Here is a 14,372-nt window from a genome sequence, read left to right on the forward strand (position 1 = left end):
AGGCTGCTCCCCGTTTTTTTTGTGGCTCACTAAGTAGTTTGTTATGAATACACCAGCGTTTAACACGGTTGAAGACTGGCTTCAATTTGACCGTGAGCATCTGTGGCATCCCTATACCTCCATGCATAATCCGTTACCGTGCTACCCAGTCGAGTCTGCGCATGGAGTACGTTTAAAGCTTACCGATGGGCGTGAACTGATTGATGGCATGGGTTCATGGTGGTGTGCGATTCATGGCTATAACCATCCTTATTTAAATGCAGCTATTCAAACTCAACTAGGCAAAATGAGTCATGTGATGTTCGGTGGGATCACGCATGAACCTGCGGCGCGCTTAGGTAAATATCTAGTCGATTTAAGCCCAGAGCCGCTCCAGCATGTTTTTCTAGCCGATTCTGGCTCAATATCAATTGAAGTGGCAATCAAAATGGCACTGCAATATTGGTATTCGCAAGGCCAAGCCAATAAGCACAAACTACTTACGATTCGTGGTGGCTATCATGGTGACCCATTTGCTTGTATGAGTGTTTGCGATCCTGTCAATGGAATGCACCATATTTTTCAAAGCATCCTGCCTAAACAGATCTTTGCACCGCGCCCAGAAACGCGCTTTGCCGAACCTTGGAGTCCAGAAGATCTAGTCGAATTTGAACAGTTACTAAAAACGCATCAAACTGAAATTGCCGCCGTAATTTTAGAGCCTATCGTCCAAGGTGCAGGCGGCATGTGGTTCTATTCGCCGGAGTATTTACGCCAAGTACGGCGTTTGTGTGATGAATACGAAGTGCTGCTGATTCTAGATGAAATTGCAACTGGCTTTGGGCGAACGGGAAAGTTATTTGCCTCAGAGCATGCTGGTATTAGCGCGGATATTATGTGCGTCGGCAAAGCACTGACGGGTGGCTATATGAGTTTGGCTGCGACCTTAGCCACCCGCAAAGTCGCAATGGGTATTTCCCAAGGTGAAGCGCCGATGCTCATGCATGGCCCGACGTTTATGGCAAATCCGCTCGCCTGTGCGGTGGCTTGCGCCAGTATTGAATTACTTTTGTCCTCACCGTGGCAGGCTCAAGTACAGCAGATTGAAGCGATTTTGCAGGAAGAATTATTGCCCGTTTTAAGCCATCCGAAAGTTGCGGATGTGCGTGTGCTCGGTGCGATTGGGGTAATTGAGTTGCATGCGCCTGTGAAGGTCGCTGAAGTACAAGCGCGCTTTGTAGAAGAGGGCGTATGGATTCGACCCTTTGGTAAATTAGTTTACATCATGCCAGCCTATTTAATGTCTGAGGCGGATTTGCGCCAATTAACCTGTGGAATGAAGAGTATTTTAAATGATTGATATTCAATGGTTTATGGCTTATTTAGCCTTAGGGGCTGTGGTTGGCTTCTTTGCAGGGTTACTAGGGGTTGGAGGTGGTGGGATTATGGTACCGGCTTTAACCGCGATGTTTGCTGCTCAAGGTTTGCCCTTTGAGCATTTAGTACATGTTTCCCTCGCCACCTCAATGGCTGCGATTGTGGTCACGTCTGCGTCAAGTTTACGCGCGCATCAAAAACATGGGGCGATTCAATGGCCTATTGTCAAAAGCATTACGCCTGGGATTTTGTTGGGTACATTTGGTGCAGCCATGCTTGCGGCTTATATTCCTTCTTTGCCATTGGCGATTTTCTTTGTTGTCTTTATGGCTTATGTATCTGTGCAAATGTGGTTGAATGTGAAACCTAAACCTTCACGCCAATTACCAAGCCCGCTAGGTTTAAGTGGAGTAGGCTTAGTTATTGGTGGTGTGTCTGCTTTAGTTGCGATTGGTGGTGGTTCGTTGTCAGTACCGTTTATGACTTGGTGTAATGTGAAGATTCAGCAAGCAATTGCCACCTCTGCTGCAATTGGTTTGCCGATAGCGATTGCGGGCACGATTGGCTATTTAGTCAGTGGGATGGGGGTGGAAGGTTTGCCGAAATACACTTTCGGTTTTATCTATTTACCCGCTGCCGCTTCGATTGCCTTAGTCAGTGTATTCACCGCACCTTTGGGGGCTAAGCTTGCGCATCAGTTGCCGGTGGCGACTTTGAAAAAGGTCTTTGCGGTGTTATTGATTGGCTTAAGCTTGAAAATGCTGCATACCATTTTAACTCGCTAGAAAATCCCTAGCTTTAAACCTTCTGCCATGCCTGCACCTAATTCGGTACAGGCTTCGAAAAACTCTGGCTTCACTGCTCCTTTCATAACCAAGGGAGCTTGGACTTGCCGCCAACGCAAGCCCAGAATAATTCGCTCCATACTCGTTAAAGCGCCAGTGCCATCATTGCCTGCTTTCACATACAGCGCTATCGGTAAACCTTGAGTGTGTTCAAGGCATGGGTAATAAATCCGCTCAAAGAAATCCTTGACTGCACCACTCATATAACCAAAGTTTTCAGTCGTGCCTAAAATCAAAGCGCCTGCTTGCAAAATATGTTCCGGCTGAGCTTCAAAGGGTGTCAAAACGATTAACTCGATCTCTGCTGACGCAGCACCAGTAGCAACGGCAGTACGCAGTTGTAAAGTATTGGGTGAAGGCGTATTAGCAATGATCAGCAATGGTTTCATGCTTTAAGTTTAGCGGTAAATATTTACTCTGTCCTGTACTGAACTTTATCGAAAATCCCACCTTCTAAGCGGAAGATCATTAATCAGAAGAGTTTCCTCGATGCAGCGTATTCTTTTAGGTTTAGTAGGGCTGTGGAGCATGTTGGCTGTACAGGCTTGGGCGGGTGATGCCAATACAGAAATCCAACACCTCTTAAGCTACATCAAGACCACGCCTTGTGAGTATGAACGCAATGGCTTGAGCTATAAGGGTAGTGAAGCGGTCGTGCATGTACAACGTAAATACGATTATTTCAAAGACAAGATCAAGACGGCTGAAGATTTTGTACGCTTATGTGCGACCAAAAGTGAATTGACGGGGCTTGCTTATCAGGTGCAATGCCCGAATGAGGCCAAACAAACGAGTTCAACTTGGTTATTAACGGAGTTACAAAAATTCCGTAAGCCCTAAGCCTCGAGATCAATATAAATACGCTGATCTTTGATGGTCAGGCGATAAGTTTTCAGTTTACCTTCGGCGGGTTCAGCTACGGCTGCACCCGTTTTTACATTGAATTGCCCACCATGCAATGAGCAGTGAATAATCTCACCTTTTAAGCAGCCTAAATACAGCGAAGAATCTTCATGGGTGCAGCGATCATCCACCGCAAATAGTTCGCCATGCACATTGCAAATCAAGATACGTTGCCCCTGACCTAGTGCTACACGCTTAGTTTTGCCTAAAGGGATTTCGTTTATACTGCCTGCATCAATCATTGGGAGTGCTCATGAAGAGAGTATGGATAATGGGGTGCGGCGATATAGGTCGGCGCGTTGCTCGTTTATATCAAAGTCAGGGCGTGCAGGCTACTGGCTGGGTACGTGGGCAAGCGTCTTTAGCTTTAGGTGAGCAACAAGGCATTGCCATGCGCCTAGGTGATCTGGATCAAGGCTGTTTTTTTCCAAGAAACGCCTTTGAAGGCTCTGAGATTTTTTGGTTCATGCCACCACCCAATCAGGGTTTGATTGATAGTCGCTTACGCCGTTTTCTACTAGCCGTACAAAAAGCCCCCAAACGGATCCTACTGATTTCGACCACAGGTGTATATGGCGATTGTGAGGGACGGTGGATTGATGAGTCTGAACCGCTTAAGCCTATGGTTGACCGAGCCAAACGTCGCGTAGATGCTGAGCTTGCCTTACAAGAATGGGGTGAAACCTATCAAGGTGATTGGGTCATTTTACGAGTTCCTGGAATTTATTCCGCCGAACGCTTACCTCTAGAGCGTTTACACCGCGCTGAGCCTGTGTTATTAGCAGCTGAAGCGCCGTGGACGAATCGGATTCATGCTGATGATTTAGCGCGTATCTGTGTGCAAGCGATGCAGCTTGCGCCTAAGCACAGTATCTATAATGCTTGTGATGGCCATCCTTCCACCCTGACAGACTACTTTAATCAAATTGCAGATTTTGCACAGTTAGCGCGACCACCGCAGGTCAGTTTAGCGGAAGCGAGTAGTGTGGTGAGTGCGGGCATGCTGTCTTATTTACAAGAGTCGCGCCGGATTCATAACTCTAAACTGTTAAAAGAGTTGAATCTGCAACTTTTGTATCCGAGCTTAGCTGATGGCCTCAAAGCCATGAGAAGAGGCTAATGCTATTAGTGATTCCAAATATCCTAGATGCCGTGCGCTTACAGGAAGTGCAGGGTTTATTGCGTAATGCGGATTTTCTGGATGGCAGAGTAGCTGAGGTAAAGCAGCACAACAAGTTAAGCACCATCAAGCGTTATCCGCGAGATGAGCTTGCGCAACTGAGTACGGCTTATAGCAATTTAGTGAGAATGTGGAGTGAGGTTTGATGCTGAATTTTCTGCATTAAGGGTCTTGGTTTTGCTCAACATATAATGCTAGTTGCACTTCAGCTTTGTGCTGGGTTTCGACAATTTCTTTGGTTTTTTCATTCTTCATCGCTAAAGCATTCATCTCAGCACGTACCTTAGCAAGGGTTTGATTAGCTTGCTCTAGTAATTTCTGTGCATTAGGAATAGCAGCGCGTAAGTGTTCTTCTTGTTGGGAAAGTGCAAATAGTTTGGTTTGATATTCCTGCATGACATGCGGCGTACAGACTTGTGCTTGTAAACCTTTGAATAATTCTTCTTGGTGATTCAGGCGAAACTGCCGAAATTGGTCAACTTTGACAATAGTTTGCGCCAAGTTTCTTTCAGCATCTGCCACCGCTTGTTTGCATTGCATGACCTCAGTCTGCTTTTTTTCTAAGCGGCGCTCGCGAATCTTCTGTAGCTCGACAAGACTCATCCGGTAAATCCAGCAATTTGAATTAAGCGCCCAACCGTTTCTTGGAAACTAGAGTGTTCATCGGGATCTTGCTTCAAGAATTTATTGATGGCGTCAATTTTAGCTAAAGCTTCATCGGCTTGTGGATCAGCACCGCGTTGATATTCCCCCACACGGACTAAGAACTCGATTTCTTTATGTTTGGCTAAGAGTTTACGGATATGTGCAGCCGCTTGACGATGGCCAGGTGCGGCAATGCGTTGCATTAAGCGACTTAAACTACCTAAGGAGTCAATCGCTGGATAATGATTAGAGGAGGCTAAATCACGCGATAAAATCACATGCCCGTCCAACAGGGAGCGTACTTCGTCACCCACTGGGTCAGACATATCATCCCCCTCAATTAGTACAGTGTAAAAAGCAGTAATAGAGCCTTGTGCACCACAACCAGCACGTTCCACTAATTTAGGTAGTTCTGAAAACACTGACGGCGGATAACCACGCCGAGCTGGTGCTTCGCCAGCAGCTAAGCCGATTTCACGTTGAGCACGTGCAAAGCGGGTGAGTGAGTCCATCATCAATAAGACTTTTTTACCTTGATCACGGAAGAACTCAGCAACTGCCGTAGCTACGTAGGCTGCTTTTAAGCGCTCAATTGGTGGGCGATCTGAAGTTGCCACGACTAAAATCGTGCGCTCCATCCCTGCGGGACCTAAGGATTCCTCAATGAACTCGCGTACCTCACGGCCACGCTCGCCAATTAAAGCAATCACATACACATCCACCTCGGCATGTTTGACTAGCATACTGAGGAGCGAGCTTTTACCCACCCCAGCCCCCGCGAAAATACCAATGCGTTGACCAACCCCACAAGTAATTAAGCCATCTAGGGCACGAACCCCCAATACTAGAGGTTCATGTACCATTTGCCGAGTCAGAGGATCAGGAGGTGAGGCGTATAAAGGATAATACTCTTGAATGGCAATATCCGATTTGCCACCCATGCTTTGAATGCGCCCAATGCCATCTAGTACACAGCCTTTTAAATCTTCGCCCACGCCAACTCTTAACATTTCGCCTGTGGCAGTAACTTGGGTATGTACTGATACACCTTGCATATCACCAATAGGAGCAAGTAAGGCAATATTTTGCTCAAAACCAATCACCTCAGCAGGAACAGGTGGATCATCACTGCCATTACGTAGCATGCAAAGTTCGCCCAGTTTTACTTTAGGAATAATGGCGCGCACGATAGTGCCAGTGACTTGTACAATTCTTCCATGTAGCACCAACATATTATGGCTCTTGATGGAGGTTTTCATACGAGTAGGAATGTATTCTAAAGACATAAATGTACCTACTGCGTTAAACGGATTTCACCAACTGGCTGCACTGAGACATTAGGTGTCAGCTCAGGCAAGGACATAATCGGTAGATCGGGAAACTCGGCCGCTAAATGAGTACGTAAATGCCGACGTAAATCAAGACTGGTGAGAATTACTGGGCGCGAGCCTTCATTCATCAACTGGCGATTATTCTCTTCTAACATGCGTAGGTTATTAGTTAAATTACGGCTGACATCTGGCGTAAGTGCTAAATGCACGCCTGCAGGTGTTTGCCGCACACTGGATTGAGCCAGTTTTTCGCTTTCTGGATCGAAGAGATACACGGGTAAACGTCCAGTACCATTGGTATAGGTATAAGATAATTGGCGCTTCATCCCAATTCTGACACGTTCAGTGAGCACGCCATTATCTTTTTCAGCTTCACCAAACTCGACCATAGTACCCAGAATCTGGCGCATATCACGAACTGAAATACCCTCGCCTAATAATCGTTTTAGAATATCAACCATACGAGTTTTATTGACAGCACGTTGAGCCTCTTGCACAAGGGTCGCATAACCAGCCGCTTCTAATTTACCCATCAGTGCATGAATTTCTTGCACACCAATAAACTCTGGTGCTTGACGGCGCAGAATATAAGCGACATGACGAGTGAGAATTTGACTGGGATTGAGTTTGTCTAAGCCACGACTCAAAACTTGTGGTAAAGCGTTTTGGCTGCTATTGGGACTAGTACTGGTTTCAGTTTGAGCTAATAGTGGTTTTTTAATGCCTAATTGTCCCTGACCCACTGGAATACCATGAACCGAAATGCGATAAGTATCGTCCTCGATTTGCTTAGATAAGCTGATACTTATACCCTCTAAGCTAACACCTAAATCTTTATAGAAATCTTCGCGCACTGAGACAAAGCTAGTATTGAGTTCAGGTAAAGAAATGCTGTCGCGGGCGGTTTCAGGTAACTCAACTAATACCGGAGCTAAAGGCTGCATGACATCTAAAGCATCCATATCAGATGAAGTACCACCACTAGCTAAGAGTTCTGCACGTTGATTGCCAATTACGGTTACTTCGTCTGCTGCACCAAACTCAAAACGATTTTGGACTCTTTTTAAGAGGAAGCCAGTTAAACCTAGGACTGCACCTAAAAAGAAAAAGACAATAGTAGGAAAACCGGGGATTAAACCCATCAAGGTAACTACAGTCGCACCAATCAAAAGTGCATTGGGTTGACCTAAAAGTTGACGCCCAATATCCTCACCAAGGTTACTTTCTTCATCGACAGTCACACGTGAGACAATAATACCGGAAGTAATAGACACAAAGAGTGCAGGAATCTGTGAAACTAAACCGTCACCAATCGTGAGTAGGGAGTAAAGCTGCATTGCCTCACCAATGGGCATACCACGCTGGAAGCTACCAATGGCGATACCACCAATAATATTGACAATAATAATAATTAAGCCCGCGATTGCATCGCCTTTAACGAACTTCATCGCACCATCCATAGAACCAAAAAGTTGACTTTCTTTTTCTAGGTTAGAGCGACGTTTTCGTGCATCAGCCATAGTAATGACTCCAGCACGCAGGTCACTATCAATACTCATTTGCTTGCCTGGCATCGCATCCAAAGAGAAACGGGCACTAACTTCGGCAATCCGTTCGGAGCCTTTGGTAATAACAATGAATTGCACAATAGTGATAATCAGGAAGACAACAATCCCCACAATCATATTACCCGCTACAACAAACTCCCCAAAGGTCTGAATGATATGGCCGGCCTCACCTTCACTTAGAATCACCCGTGTGGTTGCAATACTTAGGGAGAGGCGGAACAGTGTGCTTAAGAGCAATACCGAAGGAAAAGATGAAAAGGAAAGCGGCGAGGGTAAATAAATCGCTAGCATCAACATAATAATAGCTAGTGACATATTAAAAGCGATTAAGGTATCAATCACTATAGTAGGGAGTGGCATGATCATCATAAAGATAACCATGACCAGCAAAACTGCTAAGGCCAAGTCACTACGTCGAGTAATTTTATGAAGCAAGCTTTGCGATTGAGCCGTTTGCATAGAAACCTCGCTTAATTTGCTGTAGAGGCAGACTCGTCTTCAGCGAGGCTGACATAATTCAAAGTGCCACTTAGCTCTAGCAAGTCGATGATATTCTGATTCGCATTGCGTAAAACTGGTTTAACCCCAAAGGTTTGGTAGTACCCCAAAATGACTCGTGAGCCAGCTGCAGTCACATAGCTGACTTGGCGTAAATCAAAAGTAATAGGTGGTGACACCTTTGAAACCAGGGGTACTAAATTACCCGCTAGCTCTTGATCTAACACACCTTGCAAAGTAATTACAGTGTGGTCAGTTTGGCGCGCAATACGAATACTATTCTCAGCGATACTCATGCGTTTGCTCGTCTTAAGCCTGCTTTTGGGATGACATAAAGGGTTTTGGCATCTAAGGTAACAATCTTAACTTCAGCACCTGTAGGGCAATCTGGGCCAGAAACTAACCATTCGCGGCCTTCTAAAATAGTTTGCCCCCGCCGATCAACAATCGGCCGGGTCAAAGTGACGATTTTACCTACTAAATGTTGATGCTCTGTATGGCCAAATAAGCTATTTAGGGCAGCAGGAATTTCAAACACAATGGGTGCTAATACCACTGAAAACAGCACTAAAGGTAATTGCCAAATCCAAGTTTTCTGTGGGCTGGCAAACATCATTAAAGCAGTTAAGAACATGCCTAACCCAAGCCATAATTGCCAATCATCCAATAGACGTCGTTTATATTTGGAGAGTAGGCTGTCTGATTCTTTAGCTTGCTGAGTTTGCTGAAAAAGGAAATAGTGCAAGCGTGCTTTTAGCTCGCCTGAACGAATCCGATCTAGCGTACTCGTTAAGAGTTGGCTAGCTTTGTTTCCATCCTTGGTTGTAGCATTATCCCTGTTGACACTGGCTGTTTGTTGTTCCTGAGTATCCATCGTCTCTGTCTAATATGCAGGTATAGGGAGCAACCGAGTTATCAATTATCGTTTATTATTATTGCGCATAGCTTTAGCGACTCGGTCGATAGTGGATGCGGGGATATACTGATCAATTTTTCCCTCTTCAATCAAATCAGCTATCAAGCGCGCATCACTGATAATTGGTACATTCTCAATCTGAGCAATCTCAATCATCTTACGCGCCATACCCGCTTTACCAATCGCAACGACAACTGGCAAAGGCGTAACATCCTGCTCATAGTAAAGAGCAACAGCTAGACCGATGTCTATGACCACCAGACGAGCTGTCTTAATCCTTGAATGAATGTCCTGCTCCGTTAGCTCACGACGCATGCCTTGACGAGCACCCCGTACATGTGGGTCGCCATAGGCATCTTTCATCTCACGCTTGATTTCTTCTTTAGTCATGCGTTGATCTTTTTCAAACTGAACTTTTTGAAAAATATAATCCAGTGCAGCAAGCGTGATGATTAAAGGCAAAATCATCATCATCAGCTTTTTGAGAAGCTCAACCGTGATTTCCTTTTGGCAGGGAATATCGCATTGCTTGATCTCATTCATGTACTGAAAGAAACCGACATGCATGACAATATAAAGTGCTAGGCCGATAGCTAAGGTTTTAACCAAAGAAAGCAGGGTAGTAACAAACTGCTTTATGGAAAAGATGCGTTTGAAGCCTTCACCCGGATTGACCTTGCTCAAACGTGGAATAACTGGGTCAAAGGAAAATAAAATACCGAACTGTACAATATTTCCAAGAATTCCCATGATGGTGGCTAAACCCACAAAGGGTAAAACAATCGTAAATAAGCCAATTTCTAAAGAAACTTTCAGTGCAGCACTTAGAGCTTGATTAAAGGGAAGGGTAGGCAGTTGGTAGCTGATCATATAGAGTTCAGTCATCTTGACTAAAATCCAATCACCCATCACCCACAAATAGATGATAGAAACTAATAAAATTAGTGTACCGGGAATATCTTTACTATTTGGCACCTGCCCTTTTTTCTTCGCATCGCGAATTTTCTGGGGGGTAGCCTTTTCGGTTTTTTCGCTACTACTTTCCGCCATCAACTAACCTTTGCAGTAGGTTTAGGTTGGCACCGAAATCTAGGAAACTATCATGTAAGTAACGGCCAATAATGCCGATGTAAACGATTAAAATTAAAAACACCAAGGCGCTTTTAATCGGCATTGAAAGTAAGAAAATATTAAGTTGTGGCAAATAGCGCCCAACCAGACCTGTGCCAATATCAATGATAAGCATAATGCCGATAAAAGGACCCGCAATGAGGAGCGAGGTATACATCAATGCATCTAACTGCTTGACGAAAAAGCTCGCTGCTTCAGGCGTGAGATCAGGAAAAAATTTATCCAAAGGCCAAACTTGATAACTGAACATCAAGGTTTGCAGCAACAACATAAATCCGCCACTGGTAAACACCAAAGTGATTGCGAGTTGCCCTAATAGATTAGCCAAAGGTGAAACCATATTGCCGAGTGCAGACGAAAAAAACATACCCGTCATCGCACCACGCTGCATGTCCATCACTAAACCCGCTCCACGTGCTGCCCAAAAAGGCAAACTCATCGCATAACCTAGTAATAAACCAATGACTGACTCTTTAAAGATTAAGAGCGCAAACATCGGGATGTCTAAGGTAATCCCCGTGAGCTGCTCTTTAGTGAGTGGTACTAGGCTTAGTGAAATGATCACCATGACCCCATTACGAATCATGGCAGGAAAAATCGGCTGAGAAAAAACGGGAATGACCATGAAGGCCACTAAAATTCTAGGGGCAGTTAAAATCAGAGCTAATGACCAAGCGTGCCAGACATCAATCATCGATGCACCAAGGCGATTTGATCAAAGATGCCAATCGTATAATTGTAGAGTTCAGGCCCTAGCCAGCGTACCGTGACGCCAATGGCTACCATCACTGCTACTAACTTAAAACCATGTGGTAAGGTTTGTTCTTGAATCGAGGTTAAAGCTTGAAATAAACCAATGATTAAGCCAACTAAAGTAGCGACCACAATCGCGGGCATCGATAAGTACAACACCAGTTTCATGGCTTGAGCAGTGAAAAATAAAAAACTATTCTCATCCATGTCAGGTATAACTCAGTAATAGGCCATGAATTAAACGTGACCAACCATCAATCATCACAAATAGCAGCAATTTAAACGGCAAAGAAATGGTGACAGGTGAAACCATGATCATGCCTAAAGAAAGCAAAATATTTGAAACGATCAAGTCAATCACAATAAAGGGCAGGTAAATGAGAAAGCCTACTTGAAAAGCTAGGGTCAACTCACTGACTAGAAAAGCTGGAATCAAGACCAGTAAATGCCGTTCAGTCACATCCTGCGAGTATTTAGCTGGCCAAATTTGTTGAGTGGTTTTAACAAAAAAATTACGTTCTGCTTCAGAAGAGTGCTTAGTCAAAAAGTTTTGTAAAGGTGTCGCACTTTCGCTTAAAGCCGTGGTGAAATTCGGGTTTTGAATATCAGTGATCTGCACCCCTTGTTTCTGAAAGATTTCATAAGTCTCCATTGCAACGGGAGCCATAATGTAAATCGACAGAATAATCGCTATACCGCTGATAGCCATATTCGGTGGTTCTTGTTGTAGACCTAAGGCACTGCGGGTCAATTGCATGACAACCACTAGCTTAATAAAAGAACTCACCAAGATTGCTAGAAAGGGTGCTAAGGCTAATAGTGTCAGCAGCCCAACTAGTAATATGGGATTCGGAAATGTTCCATCCATGCTGCCTAACCTGCTTTCGAGCGATTACCGAACAGGCTGAGAATACGCACCCCAATTCTCCCACTAATATCGACTAACTCGCCGGTGCCAATCAGTTTATTCTGGGCACGAATCTGAACAACTTCAGGCAAGCTTTGGGTGAGGTCAATGACATAGCCAGGGCGTAGCTGCTTTACTTCATTAAATGACAGTGTTTTCTGCCCTAAATCGAACGACAATTGCACAGGCAGTTGATTGATTTGTTGGACGCTTTGTTTTTGATCATTGTCGCTCATAATATTCCAGTCCGTCGTAATGGTGATCTGCCGGTTGGGTTCAGCAATAAGTTGTGCCCCACAATAAAGCAGGGTATTGAGACGTAGACGAATTAAACCTTCACTGCGGAAGCCACTTTCATCTAATAAAATGATGTCGGAAGCTTCAAAGTTATTAACTTCTTGTACGGAAACCGTGGCAGTGCCAATTTCGAGAAAGAGATTAGCCTCCAAACTTTCCCATTGCGCTTCGCTATCAGAGGGCCAAAAGCGTAGGCGCTCTTGAATCAATGGGTAAAGGCGCTCCTCAACCATTAATAAGCCACGAATGAGGGTCATCTGTTCCTGTTGTGGTGCATCACGTCGACCTTCGAGTAACTCAAAACTAAGTGGTAAGGTATAGACCTTACTGTTTTTATCAGCTGATAAAGATTGAATTTTGATCTTACTTCCTAGTCCATTTTCAATCCGCGTAATCAGTAGATCGAGGGCATTTTCAGCTAAAGCAATCCCTAAGTTTTCTGGTAGGCGTGCTAGCATTCCTTCCGGAATAAAGGTGCGAATTTGATCGAGTAAGGGCCAGTCAGATAACCATAGACCAGCAGTCGTATCTCCAATACCTAAGGTAAGGCCAATGGGTAAAACCGCGGGAGCATCTGGCTCAGTAGGAAAAATCTGTAGGCGAAAAGCTTTAGTTTCACTGAGAAAAAATGCAAAGGGTTGCGTTTTATTCAACAGCAAATTATTCATGCGCACCGCTGCAGGTGTCCATGAGGGTGGGTCAAGTGGTTTAAGCTTTATACGGCGGCGTTCATCAGTCATTGTTATTATCTTTATGGCCTACAATGTCCAGACCCATACCAAGCTCTATTCGTTGAACATCGCTTGCTGGTACATTTGTGAAAGATTGTGCAACTGGCTTATAAAATTTCTTATAAGCCAAGTTTATAGACAAGCACTCTGAGCTGCAAATTACGCCGTTTATCTGCATTAACTCACGACCGATTGATCAGTGTCCCAAGCTTGTAAACGTGCCGTGTTGGGATCAGAAACCACTGCACCTAGGTAATAACCACTGAGGAAGCCAGTTGTTAGATAACTATTATTGGCAAAGTCTACTGTAACCGCGCCAATACTATTGCTCCAAAAGTCATGGCTGCCATCTTCATTTTGACCTAAGTACAAAGCGTTCCAGCCTTGTACGGCTGAGCTGGTATCACCTGGTAAGTCAAAGTAATAGGCATTGCCAGCAATCAGCTTATCGCCTTTAGTTGGATCAAACAGTGCGGTTTCTCCCGCTAAATTGCGAATCCCATTAATGGTGATTTCACCAGCTTCAGCAGTTCTGACTTTAGCGAGATAGCCACCATCGAACTTAGAAGAGTCATATTGATCAAACCAAGAGGCCAGCATTAACTGTCCAGCATGACGGTTAAAATCATCTACGCCAATTGTGTCTAAGCTGCTTTTTAAATTAAGTAGTGACATAGGGCTAGCGCAGTCAAAGGCATAGCTATCGCGATGGCTGAAAATATCATTCAGCGCATCAGAGGCTTGAATAGTTTGGCCTTGGTCATTGCTAGTACGCATGAGCAAATAGCGATTGTTATCACGCTCGACCACTTCCCAAAACTGATTACGCTCTAACACTTGCTCGGTGCCTGTTTGACCATTAGCGCCAGTAAACATACGGGTTTCAGGTTGGTCTAAGCCGCCCTCTTTAATGCGGATAAGTTGATCCGTAAATTCCCAACCTGATTCAACCGCTAAACCATTTTTCAGCATATTTTCGCGAAAACGTAGTTCATATATATCGTCAGTGGTGAGGGTGCTGCGGTTTAATTCTTGTCCATTTAGGTTTTGGACAATTAGCGTATCGCCAACACTTAATTTACCGTCTTGATCCTTGCCATCTAAAGCCAGCACTTTGCTTTTGGTATCCGCAAAACTGCTATTGAGAATGCTTTGTTCAGATTGGCTTAGAGTCAAAGGTGTAGGCGTGCTGGGCTGCTGAGTGTTGGTTTGATTCAGCTGCTGCATAAGCTGTTGTAACAACTGCATAACCAACATTACCAAAGAAGCCGTAAAGCCCCTTCCTTTAGGTAGGGGATATAAGGCTATCGG

General features: G+C 44.6%; 18 protein-coding genes. 5 read left to right on the forward strand and 13 right to left on the reverse strand.

The genetic code is table 11. The features are described from left to right. The first annotated feature begins 43 nt into the window (after positions 1-43). Both bioA and Q0230_RS03410 read left to right on the forward strand, forming a co-directional pair. Positions 44-1,339 carry an adenosylmethionine--8-amino-7-oxononanoate transaminase gene (gene bioA / locus Q0230_RS03405; RefSeq protein ID WP_298608172.1) on the forward strand — a complete coding sequence of 432 codons (1,296 nt, stop codon included), beginning with the start codon at positions 44-46 and terminating at the stop codon, positions 1,337-1,339. Further along, positions 1,332-2,141, forward strand: a complete 810-nt coding sequence (locus Q0230_RS03410) for a sulfite exporter TauE/SafE family protein (RefSeq protein WP_298608174.1) — start codon at positions 1,332-1,334, stop codon at positions 2,139-2,141. Before bioA ends, Q0230_RS03410 begins: the two co-directional genes overlap by 8 nt. Here the strand turns inward: Q0230_RS03410 and Q0230_RS03415 are convergent. After that, positions 2,138-2,590, reverse strand: a complete 453-nt coding sequence (locus Q0230_RS03415) for a flavodoxin family protein (protein WP_298608176.1) — start codon at positions 2,588-2,590, stop codon at positions 2,138-2,140. The two genes, Q0230_RS03410 and Q0230_RS03415, sit on opposite strands and share 4 nt — an antisense overlap. A 100-nt stretch (positions 2,591-2,690) precedes the next feature. On the opposite strand from Q0230_RS03415, the gene Q0230_RS03420 reads away from it, so the two are divergent. Continuing rightward, positions 2,691-3,041 (forward strand): DUF5329 family protein, encoded by a 351-nt coding sequence (locus Q0230_RS03420; RefSeq protein WP_298608178.1) that lies wholly within the window; start codon positions 2,691-2,693, stop codon positions 3,039-3,041. Here the strand turns inward: Q0230_RS03420 and Q0230_RS03425 are convergent. Continuing rightward, entirely contained in the window at positions 3,038-3,346 is a 309-nt protein-coding gene (locus Q0230_RS03425) for a non-heme iron oxygenase ferredoxin subunit (protein ID WP_298608180.1), read from the reverse strand. The genes Q0230_RS03420 and Q0230_RS03425 overlap by 4 nt on opposite strands. Before the next feature lie 11 nt (positions 3,347-3,357). Between Q0230_RS03425 and Q0230_RS03430 the strand changes: the two genes are divergently transcribed. Then, the gene (locus Q0230_RS03430; protein WP_298608182.1) at positions 3,358-4,224 is read left to right on the forward strand and encodes an NAD-dependent epimerase/dehydratase family protein; all 867 of its coding nucleotides are present in this window, start codon (positions 3,358-3,360) and stop codon (positions 4,222-4,224) included. After that, positions 4,224-4,430 carry a hypothetical protein gene (locus Q0230_RS03435; protein ID WP_298608184.1) on the forward strand — a complete coding sequence of 69 codons (207 nt, stop codon included), beginning with the start codon at positions 4,224-4,226 and terminating at the stop codon, positions 4,428-4,430. Before Q0230_RS03430 ends, Q0230_RS03435 begins: the two co-directional genes overlap by 1 nt. A gap of 16 nt (positions 4,431-4,446) precedes the next feature. Here the strand turns inward: Q0230_RS03435 and Q0230_RS03440 are convergent, their stop codons facing one another. The 11 genes from Q0230_RS03440 to Q0230_RS03490 all read right to left on the reverse strand — a co-directional run. Then, complete coding sequence (locus Q0230_RS03440) at positions 4,447-4,887, reverse strand: YscO family type III secretion system apparatus protein (protein ID WP_298608186.1); 441 nt, start codon at positions 4,885-4,887, stop codon at positions 4,447-4,449. Further along, on the reverse strand, positions 4,884-6,215 hold the full coding sequence (gene sctN, locus Q0230_RS03445) for a type III secretion system ATPase SctN (RefSeq protein WP_298608188.1): 1,332 nt from the start codon (positions 6,213-6,215) through the stop codon (positions 4,884-4,886). The genes Q0230_RS03440 and sctN overlap by 4 nt, the downstream gene beginning before the upstream one ends. An 8-nt stretch (positions 6,216-6,223) precedes the next feature. Beyond that, positions 6,224-8,287, reverse strand: coding sequence for a type III secretion system export apparatus subunit SctV (gene sctV, locus Q0230_RS03450; RefSeq protein ID WP_298608191.1), 2,064 nt, complete (start codon positions 8,285-8,287; stop codon positions 6,224-6,226). A gap of 11 nt (positions 8,288-8,298) precedes the next feature. Continuing rightward, a complete protein-coding gene (locus Q0230_RS03455) occupies positions 8,299-8,622 on the reverse strand; it encodes an STAS domain-containing protein (protein WP_298608193.1) in 324 nt (107 codons plus the stop codon). Next, positions 8,619-9,200, reverse strand: a complete 582-nt coding sequence (locus tag Q0230_RS03460; protein ID WP_298608195.1) for an NfeD family protein — start codon at positions 9,198-9,200, stop codon at positions 8,619-8,621. Before Q0230_RS03460 ends, Q0230_RS03455 begins: the two co-directional genes overlap by 4 nt. Positions 9,201-9,245: 45 nt before the next feature. Continuing rightward, the gene (locus Q0230_RS03465) at positions 9,246-10,292 is read right to left on the reverse strand and encodes an EscU/YscU/HrcU family type III secretion system export apparatus switch protein (protein WP_298608197.1); all 1,047 of its coding nucleotides are present in this window, start codon (positions 10,290-10,292) and stop codon (positions 9,246-9,248) included. Then, positions 10,279-11,067, reverse strand: coding sequence for a type III secretion system export apparatus subunit SctT (sctT, locus tag Q0230_RS03470; RefSeq protein WP_298608199.1), 789 nt, complete (start codon positions 11,065-11,067; stop codon positions 10,279-10,281). The genes Q0230_RS03465 and sctT overlap by 14 nt, the downstream gene beginning before the upstream one ends. After that, positions 11,064-11,333, reverse strand: coding sequence for a type III secretion system export apparatus subunit SctS (gene sctS, locus Q0230_RS03475; protein WP_298608201.1), 270 nt, complete (start codon positions 11,331-11,333; stop codon positions 11,064-11,066). Before sctS ends, sctT begins: the two co-directional genes overlap by 4 nt. Position 11,334: 1 nt before the next feature. Then, positions 11,335-11,994, reverse strand: coding sequence for a type III secretion system export apparatus subunit SctR (sctR, locus tag Q0230_RS03480; RefSeq protein ID WP_298608203.1), 660 nt, complete (start codon positions 11,992-11,994; stop codon positions 11,335-11,337). 5 nt (positions 11,995-11,999) lie between these two features. Further along, the gene (sctQ, locus tag Q0230_RS03485) at positions 12,000-13,070 is read right to left on the reverse strand and encodes a type III secretion system cytoplasmic ring protein SctQ (protein WP_298608205.1); all 1,071 of its coding nucleotides are present in this window, start codon (positions 13,068-13,070) and stop codon (positions 12,000-12,002) included. Between the two features lie 168 nt (positions 13,071-13,238). After that, positions 13,239-14,372, reverse strand: a 1,134-nt coding sequence (locus Q0230_RS03490; protein WP_298608207.1) for a hypothetical protein, incomplete at its 5' end; no start/stop codon positions are given.

It is taken from the genome of uncultured Thiothrix sp., assembly GCF_937876535.1.
Classification (GTDB): Bacteria; Pseudomonadota; Gammaproteobacteria; order Thiotrichales; family Thiotrichaceae; genus Thiolinea.